The organism is Bacillus sp. TH19 (assembly GCF_016651075.1).
GTDB lineage: Bacteria > Bacillota > Bacilli > Bacillales > Bacillaceae_G > Bacillus_A > Bacillus_A mycoides.
Genome location: NZ_JAEKEO010000010.1, coordinates 1,150,664 through 1,167,385, shown reverse-complemented (window position 1 = coordinate 1,167,385; position 16,722 = coordinate 1,150,664). Strand labels below are relative to the sequence as shown.

The 16,722-nt window shown below is 36.0% G+C and carries 20 protein-coding genes; 1 reads left to right on the top strand and 19 read right to left on the bottom strand.

Annotated features, from left to right (window positions below; genetic code table 11):
• Positions 1–9: 9 nt before the first annotated feature.
• The 15 genes from ndk to JFU54_RS23685 form a co-directional block, all read right to left on the bottom strand.
• Positions 10–456 carry a nucleoside-diphosphate kinase gene (gene ndk, locus JFU54_RS23755; RefSeq protein WP_000415879.1) on the bottom strand — a complete coding sequence of 149 codons (447 nt, stop codon included), beginning with the start codon at positions 454–456 and terminating at the stop codon, positions 10–12.
• Positions 457–580: 124 nt separating this feature from the next.
• Positions 581–1,543 carry a heptaprenyl diphosphate synthase component II gene (gene hepT, locus JFU54_RS23750; RefSeq protein ID WP_002011823.1) on the bottom strand — a complete coding sequence of 321 codons (963 nt, stop codon included), beginning with the start codon at positions 1,541–1,543 and terminating at the stop codon, positions 581–583.
• A 45-nt stretch (positions 1,544–1,588) separates the two neighbouring features.
• Positions 1,589–2,302 (bottom strand): 2-heptaprenyl-1,4-naphthoquinone methyltransferase, encoded by a 714-nt coding sequence (gene menG / locus JFU54_RS23745; protein ID WP_002141031.1) that lies wholly within the window; start codon positions 2,300–2,302, stop codon positions 1,589–1,591.
• 29 nt (positions 2,303–2,331) lie between these two features.
• On the bottom strand, positions 2,332–3,084 hold the full coding sequence (locus JFU54_RS23740; protein WP_002030763.1) for a heptaprenyl diphosphate synthase component 1: 753 nt from the start codon (positions 3,082–3,084) through the stop codon (positions 2,332–2,334).
• Between the two features lie 271 nt (positions 3,085–3,355).
• On the bottom strand, positions 3,356–3,925 hold the full coding sequence (folE, locus tag JFU54_RS23735; protein WP_002011819.1) for a GTP cyclohydrolase I FolE: 570 nt from the start codon (positions 3,923–3,925) through the stop codon (positions 3,356–3,358).
• 121 nt (positions 3,926–4,046) lie between these two features.
• The gene (locus JFU54_RS23730; protein WP_001043860.1) at positions 4,047–4,319 is read right to left on the bottom strand and encodes an HU family DNA-binding protein; all 273 of its coding nucleotides are present in this window, start codon (positions 4,317–4,319) and stop codon (positions 4,047–4,049) included.
• Positions 4,320–4,617: 298 nt separating this feature from the next.
• Positions 4,618–6,096 carry a stage IV sporulation protein A gene (gene spoIVA / locus JFU54_RS23725; protein ID WP_000416521.1) on the bottom strand — a complete coding sequence of 493 codons (1,479 nt, stop codon included), beginning with the start codon at positions 6,094–6,096 and terminating at the stop codon, positions 4,618–4,620.
• Positions 6,097–6,338: 242 nt separating this feature from the next.
• Positions 6,339–7,052, bottom strand: coding sequence for a hypothetical protein (locus JFU54_RS23720; protein ID WP_002126422.1), 714 nt, complete (start codon positions 7,050–7,052; stop codon positions 6,339–6,341).
• A gap of 65 nt (positions 7,053–7,117) precedes the next feature.
• Positions 7,118–7,321, bottom strand: coding sequence for a DUF2768 domain-containing protein (locus tag JFU54_RS23715; RefSeq protein ID WP_002011815.1), 204 nt, complete (start codon positions 7,319–7,321; stop codon positions 7,118–7,120).
• Between the two features lie 227 nt (positions 7,322–7,548).
• Entirely contained in the window at positions 7,549–7,800 is a 252-nt protein-coding gene (locus tag JFU54_RS23710) for a stage VI sporulation protein F (protein ID WP_000369753.1), read from the bottom strand.
• A gap of 116 nt (positions 7,801–7,916) precedes the next feature.
• Positions 7,917–8,939 (bottom strand): NAD(P)H-dependent glycerol-3-phosphate dehydrogenase, encoded by a 1,023-nt coding sequence (locus JFU54_RS23705; protein ID WP_002011813.1) that lies wholly within the window; start codon positions 8,937–8,939, stop codon positions 7,917–7,919.
• Between the two features lie 18 nt (positions 8,940–8,957).
• Positions 8,958–10,268: a ribosome biogenesis GTPase Der gene (gene der, locus JFU54_RS23700; RefSeq protein WP_002011811.1), complete on the bottom strand. Its 1,311-nt coding sequence runs from the start codon at positions 10,266–10,268 to the stop codon at positions 8,958–8,960.
• 124 nt (positions 10,269–10,392) lie between these two features.
• The gene (locus JFU54_RS23695; protein ID WP_002086624.1) at positions 10,393–10,578 is read right to left on the bottom strand and encodes a capping complex subunit for YIEGIA; all 186 of its coding nucleotides are present in this window, start codon (positions 10,576–10,578) and stop codon (positions 10,393–10,395) included.
• Positions 10,575–11,468 (bottom strand): YIEGIA family protein, encoded by an 894-nt coding sequence (locus JFU54_RS23690; RefSeq protein ID WP_002086625.1) that lies wholly within the window; start codon positions 11,466–11,468, stop codon positions 10,575–10,577. Before JFU54_RS23690 ends, JFU54_RS23695 begins: the two co-directional genes overlap by 4 nt.
• Complete coding sequence (locus JFU54_RS23685) at positions 11,461–12,072, bottom strand: YphA family membrane protein (protein ID WP_002086626.1); 612 nt, start codon at positions 12,070–12,072, stop codon at positions 11,461–11,463. The genes JFU54_RS23690 and JFU54_RS23685 overlap by 8 nt, the downstream gene beginning before the upstream one ends.
• 117 nt (positions 12,073–12,189) lie before the next feature.
• On the opposite strand from JFU54_RS23685, the gene JFU54_RS23680 reads away from it, so the two are divergent.
• Complete coding sequence (locus JFU54_RS23680; RefSeq protein WP_000513901.1) at positions 12,190–12,324, top strand: YpzI family protein; 135 nt, start codon at positions 12,190–12,192, stop codon at positions 12,322–12,324.
• A gap of 126 nt (positions 12,325–12,450) precedes the next feature.
• Here JFU54_RS23680 and JFU54_RS23675 read toward each other — a convergent pair whose 3' ends face one another.
• The 4 genes from JFU54_RS23675 to cmk all read right to left on the bottom strand — a co-directional run bounded on the left by JFU54_RS23675 (position 12,451) and on the right by cmk (position 16,608).
• A complete protein-coding gene (locus JFU54_RS23675; protein ID WP_201051680.1) occupies positions 12,451–13,239 on the bottom strand; it encodes a hypothetical protein in 789 nt (262 codons plus the stop codon).
• A gap of 151 nt (positions 13,240–13,390) precedes the next feature.
• A complete protein-coding gene (gene fni, locus JFU54_RS23670; protein ID WP_088039055.1) occupies positions 13,391–14,440 on the bottom strand; it encodes a type 2 isopentenyl-diphosphate Delta-isomerase in 1,050 nt (349 codons plus the stop codon).
• 12 nt (positions 14,441–14,452) lie between these two features.
• The gene (gene rpsA, locus JFU54_RS23665) at positions 14,453–15,601 is read right to left on the bottom strand and encodes a 30S ribosomal protein S1 (protein ID WP_002030757.1); all 1,149 of its coding nucleotides are present in this window, start codon (positions 15,599–15,601) and stop codon (positions 14,453–14,455) included.
• A gap of 329 nt (positions 15,602–15,930) precedes the next feature.
• Positions 15,931–16,608, bottom strand: coding sequence for a (d)CMP kinase (gene cmk / locus JFU54_RS23660; protein ID WP_002011798.1), 678 nt, complete (start codon positions 16,606–16,608; stop codon positions 15,931–15,933).
• Positions 16,609–16,722 lie beyond the last annotated feature (114 nt).

Below are 16,722 nucleotides of genomic sequence, written 5' to 3'. Positions count from 1 at the left end.
TCAAAATAATTAGTAAATCCATTGATTCATTAATTTTGAGTAGTCTACTAATTCTTCTTCCTTAAAGAAAATAGCAATCTCGCGTTCTGCACTTTCTAAAGAATCCGAACCGTGGATAATGTTTTTCGCAACAGTTACACCGAAATCTCCACGAATTGTTCCAGGAGCAGCTTCATGTGGTCGTGTTTTACCCATCATATTGCGTGCTGTATCTACTACACCTTCACCTTGCCATACCATTGCGAATACAGGACCAGATGTAATAAAGTCTACTAATTCACCAAAGAAAGGTCTTTCTTTATGCTCACCGTAGTGTTGTTCAGCAATTTCCGGAGTAACTTGCATTAATTTTGCACCAACTAATTGAAAGCCCTTTTTCTCAAAACGAGCTACAATTTCCCCAATGAAGGCACGTTGTACACCGTCTGGTTTTACCATTAGAAATGTTTTTTCCATAAAAAATCTCTCCACTTCTGAATTATGTATGTAATTGTATATCCCCACACACATATTAACACCCTTATCACAATTGCGCAATAGTTTTGAAATAGAGAGATTATTTTATTTTTTAGACAAAACACTAAAATTTTCGTTTTCCAATATACTTTGCGACATTTTGCAACGCATACTTCGCCTGTCCACGAGGGAGTGGTTTTATTATTTCTAATGCTTTATGTAAATAACGTTCACTAAACGAAAATGCTTTATCAATAGCTTCGCTCGCTTTAATATCATCAATAATTTCTTTCATTTCACTTGCTGTTGTATTTTCATGCACAGATGTAATTTTTTGACGAAGAACTGGATCTTCCATGGCATACAAAACAGGTAATGTAATGTTACCTTGTAATAAATCACCACCAGCAGGCTTTCCAAGCTTCTCTTCTGTCGATACGAAATCTAAAATATCATCAATAATTTGATAAGACATACCAACAAAATATCCGTACCAAAATAGACGATTTACAGTATCACGATTAGCACCAGCAGCAATCGCTCCCAACTGACAACTTGCGGCGATTAACAATGCTGTTTTTCGTTTTATCCTTCTTAAATACGTTCGTAAATTTTGATCATAGTTATACTTATCTTTAATTTGTTCGATTTCACCTTTACAAACTTCTAAAATTGTATGAGACAACGCTTGATGTGCATCTGGAATTTCTATATTTGTTATACATTCAAGAGACTTCGCAAACAAGTAGTCTCCTGTATACATTGCAATACGATCTCCCCATTTCGCATTCACTGTTGCGCTACCGCGTCGTAAAAACGCAGCATCAATGACATCATCGTGAACAAGCGAAGCCATATGAATTAGTTCTAATGCAACCGCAACATGCTTAATTGCATCTAACTTATAATCCCCAAATTTCCCTGCAAGCAAAACAAAAACAGGGCGAATCCGCTTCCCGCCTGCTTCAATAAGCTGTAATGCCGCTTCTTCTACTAACGGCTGCTCAGAAGCAACTGTCTTCTTCAATTCTTTTTCTATAACATTAATATCCGATCGTAAAAAAGAGTACATAAGTTGTAACTTCATATTGTTCACCTTAACCTAAAACGTCTTTTTTCTTTTTTCTTTTTTCTATTTTGATTCTGGTTTAATACCTAAATGCATAGCTGCTACACCAAAAGTAAATGGTTTCACTTGCACATTCTTAAGCCCAGCTTCTTCAAACATACATGCTAACTCTTTCATCCCTGGGAATGTACTAGCAGATTCCTGAAGCCATGAATATTCTTTATAACTTTTCGCAAACATCTTTCCAAATAACGGCATGATATATTTAAAGTATAAGACATACCCTTGACGAAAACCTATCATCGTTGGTTGAGATGTTTCCAGGCAAATTACTTTTCCACCAGGCTTTACTACACGCGTCATTTCTTTTAATACTTGCATGTAATCCGGAACGTTACGTAACCCAAAACCAATTGTTACATAATCAAACGTATTATCTTCATAAGGAAGTTCCATTGCATTTCCATGTATAAGTTCTACTTGCTTTAATTCTAAAGCTTCTACCTTTTGTTTACCGACAGCTAGCATATTTTCGCTAAAGTCTAAACCGTAAACCTTCCCATCTTCACCTACAGCTCCCGCTAGTGCAATTGTCCAATCTGCCGTCCCGCAGCATACATCAAGTGCCTTACTCCCGGGTTTCACATCCATAATCCGCATCGTTTCTTTGCGCCATGCCTTATGCCTTTGAAAACTAATTACAGAATTCATCACATCGTATTTATCAGAAATTTTCTCAAATACGTCATGTACTCTTTCTTCTTTTGATTGTTGCATGCTCGTACCTTCTTCCAATGTAAAGTTGCTTATGTCCTTGATTTATCTCTTAACATAGAAATTATCTCATTAACTTCTGTATGATTCTCTAAAAAATTTTCTTCCTGCTTTCTCATTTCCATAAGCCATTCATTAATAACTGTTTCCAAATTTTTATCATCATCCAATGAGATTTTTTGGACTGCTTGAAAAACAGGTGAATTTTGTTTATCAGCATACAATTGACACTCTTTTTGAAGACGATTTTTTCCTAACACATAAGTTATATATGGTTTCCAATTAGATAACTGAAAATGATCACATGTTTTTTGCAAAAGCGCAGATTCAATTATTACTACACTTTCCATTATGTCTTGAATCGTCACATGTGCTTTTTGATATAGCATAATTTTATGTTCATTAATCTCCTTAATTCCTTCAGCAAGTGCACGAATTAAGATAATATCACAATTCATTGACAATAAGTAATAGTATAGACCACTATAATAATCCCCTGCAAGAACTGTCAATTGACGACGCTTATGGAATCCACTCGTCTCTTCGTTTGCTTTATTTGATACTTTTTCATGTGTATCAAGAGCAATTTGTACAAGCATAATCGTTACGACATAATGATCAATTTGTTCTTTATGTATATTTGCACTTTTTAATGCACCGTATAACAGCGCTATTTTTTCTTCATCAATAAATGGTTCTTCAATATAGTTTATAAAATAAGGATGGCGTAATTTCTCCATCAATTTCTCTTTAATACCCGCATACCCTCCGTAGATGTCACACACAAAAAATCACCCTTGTTTTCTAATTCATAAAATTTATTATAACACATACATTCTATTTTCTATAATCAAAACTTGGCTACTTCTGCCAAACTGCTACCGAATAAAGCCTCAACTTTTATTCATACAAGTTATCTTCGTCTCTAACAACTACAAACATTCATTTACACAAAAGGCAGAAGTAATTTTCAACCTTTATATTCTTGCTCTTTAACATTAAAACTATATCATTTTTTTGTATATAAAAAAAAGAAAAGCAGTTTCCCGCTCTTCTTTAATTCGTCTTAATAAACGATAAAATTTCACTACGTGCTGCTGCATCATTTTCTAACACGCCGCGCACTGCAGTCGTTACTGTTTTCGCACCAGGCTTTTTCACACCACGCATCGTCATACACATATGCTCTGCTTCTACTACTACCATTACACCATGCGGCTCTAGTACTTCCATAATAGAGTTAGCTACTGTTGATGTAATACGTTCTTGTAGTTGCGGACGACGCGCAATTGTGTCTACAGTACGAGCTAATTTACTTAGTCCCGTTACTTTTCCACCTTGCGGAATATATGCAACGTGAGCAACTCCATAAAACGGAACAAGATGATGCTCACACATCGAATAGAATGGTATATCTTTTACTAGCACAAGCTCTTCGTGGTCTTCTCCGAATACTTTGTGTAAATGCTCTTTCGGATCCTCATGCATTCCTGAGAATACTTCTGCGTACATTTTCGCAACACGTTTCGGTGTATCAAGTACTCCCTCGCGATTTGGGTCATCTCCGATTGCCTCTAAAATAAGACGTACTGCATGTTCAATTTGTTCTAAATTAACTTTTGCCATCCGCTAGCCCTCCCGAAAAACCTAAAAGTGATACGAACACATTCTAGCATATTTATGTTTTTAAAAGCAAAAAGAAGAGTTTCCAAAAAGGAAACTCTTCTTCCCTGTTAATATGTAAGGATTATTTAACCGCATCTTTTAACGCTTTACCAGGTTTGAATGCAGGTACTTTACTTGCAGCGATTTCAATCTCCTCACCTGTTTGTGGGTTACGACCTTTACGAGCCGCACGCTCACGAACTTCGAAGTTACCGAATCCGATTAGTTGTACTTTATCACCTTGTTTTAAAGCTTCTAAGATAGAATCAAAAACAGCGTCCACTGCTTTTGTTGCGTCCTTTTTAGAAAGGGAACTTGCTTCTGCAACAGCATTGATTAAATCTGTCTTGTTCATGCCATTCACCTCCTCCCAAAGATAAGACTGTATAATGATCATAAAATGAGTCTTACTTTCATTTGTAGGCAATTTTTACAAATTCTATACTACAAAGATGTAGATAAATCATTATCAACGCCTATATTATACGATTCTCCTTTATAATTCAATATTTTTAAGGAAATTGTTACTCTAAAAATGTGAAATTCTGATGAAACTTGACAATTTACAACAAAATATTAGATAATGACTGTTTATTTTTCTATTACGTACTCAAAAAGAAAAAAATCCCTCTACAATTAGAGGGATTTTTTTCTTATAATATAATCGCAATTAATCCGCCAGATCCTTCATTAATAATTCTTTCTAGCGTTTCTTTTAATTTATAACGAGCGTTTTCTGGCATTAGAGATAACTTCGCTTGAATTCCTTCTCTAACAATAGAGCTAAGAGAGCGCCCAAATATATCAGAATTCCAAATTGATAGCGGGTCATCTTCAAAATCTTGCATCAAGTAACGAACTAGTTCTTCACTTTGTTTTTCAGTACCGATAATTGGTTCAAATGTTGATTCTACATCCACTTTAATCATATGAATAGACGGCGCAACCGCTTTTAATTTAACACCGAACCTTGAGCCGTGACGAATAATTTCCGGTTCATCTAAGCTCATATCAGCTAATGCAGGCGCTGCTACTCCATATCCGGTTTGTTTTACCATCCGCAAGGCATCTGCCACTTGGTCATATTCTGTTTTCGCATGAGATAAATCGAGCATAAGCTTTAATAAATGATCTTTCCCTCGAATCTCTACTCCTACTACTTCTTTTAAAATTTGATCATACAATTCATCTGGCGCATATAAATCAATCTCTGCCACACCTTGCCCCATATCGATGCCAGCTAGACTTGCTCGATCAATAAATTCATATTGACTAAACTGCCAAACGACACGGTCCACATCACGAAGACGTTTTATATCCTTTACAGTCTCTTGAACCGCTTCCTGATAACTTTGGCGTAACCAATGCCCTTCATTTAGCACCATTACCCAGCTCGGAAGGTTTACATTCACTTCTAAAACCGGGAACTCGAATAATGCTTCTCGCAGTACGTTATACACATCTGTTTCTCTTAAACTCTCTACACTCATCGCAATTACTGGGATATCATATTCTTCTGATAAACTTTGACGTAACTGCTCCGTATCTGGATGGTATGGCTGTACAGTATTGATAATCATAATGAAAGGCTTTCCTACTTCTTTTAACTCATTTACAACGCGTTCTTCTGCCTCTATATAATCTCTTCTTGGAATTTCACCAATTGTTCCATCTGTTGTAATAACGACACCAATTGTTGAATGCTCTTGAATTACTTTACGTGTTCCGATTTCTGCAGCTTCATGGAATGGAATAGGCTCTTCATACCAAGGAGTATTAATCATGCGCGGACCATTCTCATCTTCATAGCCTTTTGCTCCTGGAACCGTATATCCAACACAATCTACTAATCGAATATTTACTTCAAGACCTTCATCTACTTCGATAGAAACCGCTTGGTTTGGAACAAACTTCGGTTCCGTCGTCATTATTGTACGACCAGCAGCACTTTGAGGCAGTTCATCCTGCGCTCTTTGACGGTCTGACTCATTTTCAATATTGGGAATAACAACAAGTTCCATAAATTTTTTAATAAATGTTGATTTCCCTGTTCGAACAGCTCCTACAACTCCAAAATAAATATCACCGCCTGTGCGTTCCGCAATATCTTTAAAAATATCTACCTTTTCCAAGTGATTCCCTCCCTCAATATTTTTGGGAATAATTCCACGTTTATAGTCAACTAATACCTTCTCTAATGTTGCCTATAATATCTGATATAATATAATGGTATTCTAGAAGTTCGGACAATATATCATATAATTTTGTCCAATTTCATATGACTATTTAAAAATACCTTTTGTTTGCATCGCAAGTTGTATAACATAAAAAACCTTTCTTCTAGAACTTATTCACTAAAAGAAAGGTTCATGACTTATGATTTTAAAAAAATTGGTTCTCCATTTTTTACTGTATACGGCAAAGAGTATGCAGGAACAAACGGGGAATCCTTCGATAGTATACTCCGGATATCTTCACCTTCTTTAAATTGTCCTTCATTTTTTTTCAACGCTTCATATAAGTCGATTCTATAATCAACAAACAATTCTCCTTTTTCATTAATTACAAGAGGGAGACCTTTTCCTGAGTACGGACTTGTCACTTGTGGTACATCTTTATATCCTAGTTTTTTGAAGTCTAATTCATAAACACCATCTGTGATCACTTTTTTAAAAGGTGGATATTGATGTTCATCACGATACATTCTTAGCTTCAATGCCACTTCTTGAATTTGTTCCGCCATTCTCACATCAATTAACTTTACTGTCGGATTTTTTTCAACATCTATTAATACATATTGATATACTCCACCACTTTCATACGCATTCCCTGGTGCCTCTTGTATGTACCTTGGAGCAATTTTTTGAAAATCAATTGGATACTTCTGATAAATCGGCGTACTCATATCACGCGTCTTAATTGGTAATAAACCATCCGTTTGCTCCTTATATGTATTAATGGCTTTTTGTACAACTTGCAACTGGTCTTCATAAGGAATAGCACTTTGTTTCATATTTTCTCTTGGATACATACACCCTGTTAAAATGCTCATGCAACAAAATATTAAAATAATATGGATTTTTTTCACTGACAATCACCTTTTCATGCTAGTATGGACTGTTGCTTTTGTAACATTTACCGACTACACATCCTTTATTGCTCAATAGGGCCACTAAATACAACAAGGAAAATAACAATTCCCGATACAATCATGAGGGTGTACGCTACTAAAGCTGTAATCCCTTTCAAAAATTTATTCTTCATTTTATGCCTACTCAATAAAATAAAACTTACTGCAAGAAACATAAATCCAATTGCCCCTAAAGCAAACCACATTTTCATAAGTCCTTCCGACATATATACACCCCTTTACTTTCAATCTATTTTTATACTATTTTAACAAATTAAAATCTTTAAACAAATAAAAATCATCATTTTTCCGTGAATTGATGATTTTTATTTAAAATAATAAAACCGAAGCACGAAATGATGCGCTTCGGTTGACCAAATATGCCCTTAACAGCTCTATTCCCATTCTTTCATAACTATCATATGCATTCTCTAAACTCTTTGTTTCTCATAATTTATTTTTTAAACATTTTACTTAACGAACCAAAATCCGCCGGCATATTATTGTTAATAATCGCTTTTACAATTTGATCCTCTTGCTCTTTCGGCACTTCGCGTCCTGCCATTAGAGCAACTTGATGAATCAATTGGCGAAGCACTGTCTCATCACGTAAGTTCGCATTTTGAACAGACGACGCTAATTTAAAAATATCTTCTTTGTTCACTTTCGCTTCTTTTTCAATGTTATTAAAAATGTTGTTATCCATTCTTTTCACCCTCTCCTCAAGTTACTCTTCATCCTATGCAGAGATGAAAAATTGGTGAAAAGACCCATAAAAAATAAAAAACGGTAGAAGTACGAAATGTACTTCTACCGCTTTCTTTATAACAAATCAGGTATCGCTTCAACTTCATGTTTTCGAACACGTCCCATCAATGAGCCTACTGCGTCTTTCACATTATTCCCATTGAACAGCACGTCATATAAAGCAGCTGTAATCGGCATTTCAACTTCCATTTTCTCTGCCAATTCATGAGCAGCTTTCGTTGTTCTTACACCTTCTACAACCATACCCATACTTTCTAGCACTTCTTCTAAAGAGTGCCCTTTTCCAAGCATATTTCCAGCGCGCCAATTTCGGCTATGCACACTTGTACAAGTTACAATTAAGTCTCCCATACCAGTTAGACCAGCAAATGTTAACGGATTTCCGCCCATTTTTCTTCCTAAACGAGCAATCTCTGTTAAACCACGTGTCATTAATGCCGCTTTCGCATTATCACCTAATCCAAGCCCGTCAGATATCCCCGCAGCTAGTGCAATAATATTTTTTAAAGCACCACCAAGTTCAACTCCAACGATATCTGGGTTTGTATATACACGGAAATAGCTATTCATAAACAAATCTTGTACTCCCTCAGCCGCTTCCATACGCTTTGCTGCAGACGTAACAGTTGTCGCTTGACGCAATCCAACTTCTTCAGCGTGACTCGGCCCAGATAGTACAACAACATCCTTAATCAAGCTCTCTGGAATTTCTTCCTCAATCACTTCCGAAATACGTTTTGACGTACCTGGTTCGATTCCTTTACTTGCATGAATCCAAGTAATTGGCTCTGTAACAATTTCTTTCATCTCTTGCAATACGTCTCGGTACGCTTTCGTCGGTACTACTAGCAGTACTGTATTTACATCTACTAATGCTTCTTCTAAAGAAGAGTAGGCTACGATTGTGCTTGGCAATGTAATCCCTGGAAGATATCTACTGTTCTCACGCTTCGTATTAATTTCATTCATGAGTTCAGGACGGTTTCCCCAAATACGTACATCATGCCCATTGTCAGCTAATACCATCGCTAACGCTGTTCCCCAGCTACCTGCTCCTATTACTGTGATTTTTGTCATAAAATCACATCCTCTCCATTAGTCTCTTGCTCTAGCGATAATGTGAATCGGCGTTCCTACAAAACCGAACGCTTCACGTAAACGGTTCTTTAAGAAGCGCTCATATGAAAAGTGCATTAATTCTGTATCGTTTACAAATATAACAAATGTTGGTGGTTTTACCGCAACTTGTGTCGCATAGAAGATTTTCAGACGGCTACCATTATGTGTCGGCGTTGGATTCATCGCTACCGCATCCATAATTACATCATTTAATACATTCGTTTGTACACGGATGCTATGGCTTTCATTTACCTCATTGATAACCGGTAATAACGTTTGTGTACGCTTTTTCGTTTTCGCAGATAAGAATACAATCGGTGCATACTCTAAAAATTGGAAATGAGCACGGATGTTTTCTTCAAATGCTTTCATTGTTTTTTCATCTTTTTTCACTGCATCCCATTTGTTTACAACGATAATAACAGCTCGTCCTGAATCATGAGCATATCCAGCGATTTTTTTATCTTGCTCAATAATTCCTTCTTCTCCGTCTAAAACGACTAAAACAACGTCAGAACGTTCAATCGCTCTAAGTGCACGAAGTACACTATACTTTTCTGTACTTTCGTATACTTTCCCTTTTTTACGCATACCAGCTGTATCGATGATTACATAATCTTGATCATCTTTACTATATGGTGTATCAACAGCATCACGTGTCGTTCCCGCTATATTACTTACAATTACACGTTCTTGACCAAGAAGTGCATTTACAAGTGATGATTTCCCTACGTTTGGACGTCCAATTAAAGAGAAACGGATTGTTTCATCGTCATACGCTTCTTCTTCAATCTTTGGAAAATGATTTGCAGCTTCATCTAACAAATCACCAAGTCCTAAACCGTGTGTACCTGAAATCGGGAATGGCTCGCCAAATCCTAATGCATAAAAATCATAAATATCACTACGCATGTCTGGATTATCAACCTTATTTACCGCAAGTACAATTGGTTTTTTAGAACGGTATAAAATTTTAGCAACTTCTTCATCTGCTGCAGTTACACCATCGCGACCATTCGTCATAAAAATGATAACATCTGCTTCATCAATCGCTACTTCCGCCTGTTGACGAATTTGTGTCAAGAACGGCTCGTCTCCAATATCAATTCCACCTGTATCAATAATGTTAAACTCATGATTTAACCATTCTCCCGCACTATAAATACGGTCTCGCGTTATACCTGGTATATCTTCTACGATTGAAACTCTTTCTCCAACAATTCTATTGAAAATAGTAGATTTCCCTACGTTCGGGCGGCCTACTATCGCTATTACTGGTTTCGGCATATACTTTCATCCTTTCAACTTGCTTCTGTTTATTATGTAAAAAACCCTTCTTTGTGCAAGAAGGGATTTGCATTCCAGAATATTTCTCAACGTATCAAAACACCTCACATTATACCACACGTTACTAATGTTTCACAATAATATATACATTATCTTGTAAGCGATGTGCAATACCATCTAAAATAGCCTCTAAATTATTTGCAACAAATTCCAGTTCCTCTGTCGACTCGCAAATAAATAAAGGGGCACCACCTGCAAATTTCTCTGGCGTTGTTGTAATGACTGCGAGAATAACACTTTCTAACATCATCTCTTATCTCCCCTTCCTTTCGGAGCTTCTGATGACATATGAACAGCACTCTCTAATGTTGGTACATTTCCGATTACCCCTATCGCTTTTTCTGCATCTTGATCTTGCGGCAGAACAAAAATCCCAACTCTCCCATCCTCTAAATCACGCTTCGCTAACGGTACAAGTGCCGGCGTTCCAGAATCTCTATATATTCCTAAAGCAACCGAAACATCATGTAAAATAGCTTGCCGTTGTCCTAAGTTTGAGATTGTAACCATCGCATCTATCGATTTCGGTTTTAAAATAAATCCCATTCCATATTTCATAATTTCTTCTTGCCTTGCTGGCAATCCAATATTCATAATGTAAATATTATCAATATAAAGTCCCGCTCCTTCAAAACGAAGTGGAACGTGCTCTATTTCTACAAGGTCATGAAGTCTTTTACCTGACATTAATTTTTTCGCAATGAAAAAACTTACTATACCAGTAATTACCCCGGCAATCCATGAATCGAATCCTATATACGCAAACGTTGTTACAAACGACGTTAACATCGCCAAGTAGTTACGACTTTCAAATACTAATGCAATTCCTTCAATGTATGTATTACCACGTGGTACGAGCTCATATCCATCTAATTGTTGAAGCGTATTTCTTTCCATATTGCGCACATCACGAAATTGCGTCGCTGCTAACGTAAGAAATGTAATTGCAGAGAAATCTTTTTTCAAAACAGACGGAATCGCAATTGCTCCTAAGGCAGCCGCAATTAATCCCATCGCGATATGAATAATTTTCCCGTGAAGCCTCGTCGGATATTGCCTCGTATCGGTACGAAGCATTAACAACCTAGTTATTGTACCTGCAATTACGCCACATAAAATAGCTGGTGTATATTCAGTCATGTATTACCCTCGCCTTTCTTTTACGTGTTTTCCTCTTAAATTGTTCCATATATACCGATGCCTTTGTAATCCAAAGTAAAATCGCCATAAATAAAGTGGAAACAGCAGCAACATCTAAAAAAGCTAAACTGCCGTATTCATAAGGAAAATGTAATTTACGAAAAATCAGCGTCACCAATAATTCTCCTTGTAACATCCCTATATATAAGGAGCATAATCGTAATATGCGATCCCCGTGCAATAAAACCGATGCATACACAAGTGCACCACTTAACAGCAACAACCTATCAACCACAATCCAAATTGGATCATATACTTCTAACAAATGAAAGCTTGTATATAACATTGCAATAATAAGTGCCGAAAGTAAGGTATATAATTTTTTCCAAATAGAATATAACGCGATACCTACAAAAGAAATAATACAAAGCAAAAGGGCATTTACCGATATTGTGAAAGAAGCAATCGTCACATTTAACGGAGAACAAATAATAAAAATTAATATACAAGCACTTATCTTCCAACGAATAGATTCCTTTTTCATAAAAAAGGTCACGACAATCCACCCTATCCAAGCAACAAAATAAAAAGTACTCCCATCCATCATTTCACCTCCTATGATTTCCATTATGGGAACTTTTTATGAAAGTTAATCCTCCTTTTCTTTGTGCATAGTTTTTCTCATAACAGCAAAACTTTTAATAAGGAGGTGTAACTCACAATGGGTAAAGATCGCCAAGAACGAAAGCTAAGAGAATCACGCCGCGTTGAATCTGATCGCGACCAATCACTTCAATATCCCGGTGCAACAAGTCTTGATACACCGGAGCAAGCTCGAAAGCAGAATCAGCATTAAATAAAGTGAAACTTCAGTGGGGGATTATTAGCCCACACCAATCAAGCTGCCCTCAAATAGGCAATACAAAAAGACGGTTTCGATATTGTACGAAACCGTCTTTTTACACAATTATTTTATTTATTTCTACTCGTAATATAATTCTTTTGTTTTCGCATTATAAACCCTATCACTCAACGAGGCATCAATCGTAACTACACCTGTTGGTTTTTTAGAATATGTAATAACATAATACGTATGTAGAGAAGGATCTTTACTCTTTACCTCTACACGTACATAATCCATCTCTCCTATCTCATTTAACTTTCGCTCAACCTCTTTTTTCGCACCTACAATATCTTCTTTTTCTCCTTTAATTTCCCTACTCACAATGGTATTTCCTTGATCAGAAAGTAATACTACTTCAGCATTACTTAAACTCGCTTCATTTGGTATATTAAAATAATAAATTACATACGAATCTTCCGATGGATTTTTGTCTTCTCCTAATTCCCTTGGCAAAATTAGTGCTTCTATTCCACTTCCTGCATTCACCGTTGGATTCCTATACAATTTATTCCCGACTGCGATTGCAATATTCGCCGTTTTAATTGCTGATTGCGCTGTTGTTGAACTAGAATCTCCTTCTCTTACATTTGAAGTTAATGAAATTTCAACCTTTTTATTATATCCAGAAACCGCTGTATCTTCTCTTATATTTCGTGCATGGATGTTAAAATATTCACTATTATATGTAATGCGTCCTATTGAATTTTTACTATTTGAAGATACATTATCTCCTTTTTTATTAACATCCTCATCCCCAAAATTATCGTAAATTTTCCCTTGTTTCTTTTGACTCTTAAATAGCAATCTCTTATCTTGTTTTATCGCTAACCAGCTATATAGAGAAGAATACTTTCTTACTTTTACCATGTTTTTCCACAAAATATTTATATATACTTTTATCATAATGTAAATTCTCTCTTTTTTCCATTTATAGAATTATATAGAATGATAACTTCTCGCCCTCCCTCTTCATTTTACGAAAATAAAACGCAAAAAAATCAACCGGATGGTTGATTTTTTATCGCCTACTATAATGTACAGTGTCAATCCCTCGCTGCGCTAACCAATGGTACGTTTCACCTTTTACAACAAGAGGTACAGATTGTAACTCTTCTATCGTCTTCACGCCAAGAGCTGTCATAATAAATTTTAAATCTGTATGCAAAAGATCAATTTCATCCACTAAATTCTCAACACCATCTTGCATTAAAATACGTAAAAAGTATCCAGCAAACGCAGTTGTATTCGCCCCTAATGCGATTGCCTTCGCCACGTCAAGTGCTGTTTGTATACCCCCAGATGCAATAAAAGAGAGGTTATTATTTGTAGAGGTTGCTTCAATAATCGAGGTAGCTGTTTGTATGCCCCAGTTATTAAAATAAGAAAGCATTCGCTGTCTTCTTTCATTTTCAACAGCAGCAAAATTCGTACCACCTTGTCCGCCAATATCAATTGCTGTTATACCTATATTCGCTAACTGTTGTACTGTTTCCTTACTCATTCCAAAACCGACTTCTTTTACGATGACAGGTACTTTACTTTTTAAAACTATTTTCTCAATCCGCTGAAGTACACCAGTAAAATCACGGTCTCCTTCTGGCATCGTTAACTCCTGTATGACATTTAAATGAATTTGCAGTGCATTCGCTTCAATCATATCAACGGCACGCTCTGCCTGTTCGACAGTTGCCTCACTTCCTAAGTTTGCGAAAAAAATCCCATTCGGATTTACTTTCCTAACAACTTTATACGAAGCCGATTCACTTTCATCTTTTAAAGCTGCCATTTGCGAACCTACAGCCATAGCAAGGTTATGATGTTTCGCTACATATGCTAATTGCTCATTAATATGTAATGTTTGCTCTCCTCCACCACCAGTCATCGCATTGATAAAAATCGGCGAACTTAGTGAAAGTTCGCCGATTTTTGTTTCACATGTTATAGTGTCATAACTTGAATTTGGCAAGCTTTGATGCACAAAATCAATATCATGAAAGCCATGCGTACGAGACTGACCAGTAGAAAGAGCATATTCAATATGATCTAATTTACGTTTTGCCCTTACCACTTGTACCCCTCTTTATTTCTTTAATTTTTTCAGTTGTTCACCAATAATATCACTTAACTGGAAAGTAGCCGAATCAGCATTTGGCTCATATTGGCTATAATCTTCTGTTACATTATTTTCTTCAAGCGTTTCTTTTATGCTTAAAGAAATACGTTTTTCTGCTACATGGACTTCAAGTACTTTCACTTTTACTTCTTGTCCCATTTCCAATACTTCATTTGGATTTTTCACGTGACGATTTGCAATTTGAGATACATGTACAAGCCCTTCAACACCAGGTAAAATTTCAACAAACGCACCGAATGTAACAAGGCGTTTTACTACTCCCTCACGAATATCTCCAGCTTTTATTTCGCCAGCAACATTTTCCCAAGGTCCTGGCTGAGCTGCTTTAATTGATAAAGAAATACGTTGCGTATCAGCATCAACAGATAACACTTTTACCTTTACCTTTTGACCTTGCTCTAATACCTCAGAAGGTTGCTCTACACGTTCGTGTGAAATTTGTGAAATGTGAACTAAACCGTCCACACCACCAACGTTAACGAAAGCACCAAAATCCGTTAATCGTTGTACTGTTCCTTCAACAATATCCCCTTCTTTTAACGAAGAGATTGCTTCTTTTTTCTTAGAATCTAGTTCTAGTTCTACTACCGCTTTATGTGAAAGAATAACACGATTTTTTTCACGGTCTAATTCAACAATTTTCACCGCTAATGTTTTTCCTTTATAGTCAGCAAAGTCTTCTACATAATGTACTTCTACAAGTGAAGCTGGGATAAAACCACGAACACCAAGGTCCACAACTAACCCACCATTCACGATATCTTTTACAGTAACATCAAATACATGACCAGAATTAAATTTTTCTTGTAATTCTACCCACGCTTTTTCTGCGTCAACAGCTCTCTTAGATAAAACAAGATCATCATCTTCTAATTTAATAATTTTCAATTCAAGTGTTTGATCTAATTCTACAACATCGCTTGCTTTTTCAATATGAACGTTAGCTAATTCACTAATCGGAATTACGCCATCTGTTTTGTATCCAACATTTACAAGAACTTGTTTCTCTTCAACTTTCGTTACAGAACCTGTAACAACGTCACCAACTTGTAATTCTTTTGAATTCATAACTTCTTCATTCATTTTCTCTACCATGGAAATACCTCCCTACAGAATTGACAAAGCATTTTTATGTATATACGAAATGAAAACAAATGTTTTCATTTGCATGTTTAAGAATTTATCATCACATATTCTGTTTCAATACAGTTCACAAGAAACTATATTAAATCTATATAAATAGTATACAGCAAAATCATCTTGAAGAAAGTATGATTTGAAATATAATAGCGAATATATTCTGACAGTTTTTCCCCTCTGTAACTAACTTCTTACAAATTAGCCCATTTGTCAAGAAAAGAGACTTATAATTCACTTATCCTTTACAATTCAAAAAAAAAAAGAAAGAGGATAGTCCTCTTTCTTTATTTCGCAAATACTCCTGAAACAATACCCATAATTTTTTGGACAACTTCTTCAATTGATAAAGAAGTTGTATCTAATTCCAATGCATCATCAGCTTTTTTCAAAGGAGAAACTTCGCGTTCTGAATCTAATTTATCACGCCTAGCAATTTCTTCTCTTAACTGCTCTAAATTAGAATCGAAACCTTTATTCATATTTTCTAAATGTCTTCTTTCCGCTCTTTCTTCTACAGAAGCAAGCATAAAGATTTTCACTTCAGCATCCGGTAGTACATGTGTACCAATATCACGGCCATCCATTACTACGCCGCCTTTTTTAGCTAATCCTTGTTGACGACGTACCATTTCTTCACGAACAAGACGATGCTTTGCTACAATAGATACACGATTCGTCACATCTGGCGTACGAATCACTTCAGAAACATCTTGTCCATTTAAAAATACAAGTTGTGTATTTTCCCCTTGCTGAAATTCAATATTTACATTTTTTACAACTTCCATTAACTTTTCTTCATTTTCAATATCCACTTTTTGTTCAAGGGCTGCATATGTAATAGTACGGTACATTGCGCCTGTATCAATGTAAACATATGAAAGTTTTTTTGCAACAACTTTTGCCACTGTACTTTTCCCAGCAGCCGCTGGACCATCTATAGCAATCGAAATTCGTTTATCCATTGTAACACCTCATTTTTCACTTATAAAACAAAACGAAAAGCAGGTATTTTCCCCCTGCTTCTTCTCATTTGCCTCACGTCATTAAATCCTCAATAATTGTAGCATAATCCATCA

Coding starts and splice junctions, on each gene's coding strand:
- ndk (WP_000415879.1), bottom strand. CDS start 456: ATGGAAAAAACATTTCTAATGGTAAAACCAGACGGTGTACAACGTGCC.
- hepT (WP_002011823.1), bottom strand. CDS start 1,543: ATGAAGTTACAACTTATGTACTCTTTTTTACGATCGGATATTAATGTT.
- menG (WP_002141031.1), bottom strand. CDS start 2,302: ATGCAACAATCAAAAGAAGAAAGAGTACATGACGTATTTGAGAAAATT.
- folE (WP_002011819.1), bottom strand. CDS start 3,925: ATGGCAAAAGTTAATTTAGAACAAATTGAACATGCAGTACGTCTTATT.
- JFU54_RS23730 (WP_001043860.1), bottom strand. CDS start 4,319: ATGAACAAGACAGATTTAATCAATGCTGTTGCAGAAGCAAGTTCCCTT.
- JFU54_RS23715 (WP_002011815.1), bottom strand. CDS start 7,321: ATGTCGGAAGGACTTATGAAAATGTGGTTTGCTTTAGGGGCAATTGGA.
- JFU54_RS23710 (WP_000369753.1), bottom strand. CDS start 7,800: ATGGATAACAACATTTTTAATAACATTGAAAAAGAAGCGAAAGTGAAC.
- JFU54_RS23705 (WP_002011813.1), bottom strand. CDS start 8,939: ATGACAAAAATCACAGTAATAGGAGCAGGTAGCTGGGGAACAGCGTTA.
- der (WP_002011811.1), bottom strand. CDS start 10,268: ATGCCGAAACCAGTAATAGCGATAGTAGGCCGCCCGAACGTAGGGAAA.
- JFU54_RS23695 (WP_002086624.1), bottom strand. CDS start 10,578: ATGATGTTAGAAAGTGTTATTCTCGCAGTCATTACAACAACGCCAGAG.
- JFU54_RS23690 (WP_002086625.1), bottom strand. CDS start 11,468: ATGACTGAATATACACCAGCTATTTTATGTGGCGTAATTGCAGGTACA.
- JFU54_RS23685 (WP_002086626.1), bottom strand. CDS start 12,072: ATGGATGGGAGTACTTTTTATTTTGTTGCTTGGATAGGGTGGATTGTC.
- JFU54_RS23680 (WP_000513901.1), top strand. CDS start 12,190: ATGGGTAAAGATCGCCAAGAACGAAAGCTAAGAGAATCACGCCGCGTT.
- JFU54_RS23675 (WP_201051680.1), bottom strand. CDS start 13,239: ATGGTAAAAGTAAGAAAGTATTCTTCTCTATATAGCTGGTTAGCGATA.
- rpsA (WP_002030757.1), bottom strand. CDS start 15,601: ATGGTAGAGAAAATGAATGAAGAAGTTATGAATTCAAAAGAATTACAA.
- cmk (WP_002011798.1), bottom strand. CDS start 16,608: ATGGATAAACGAATTTCGATTGCTATAGATGGTCCAGCGGCTGCTGGG.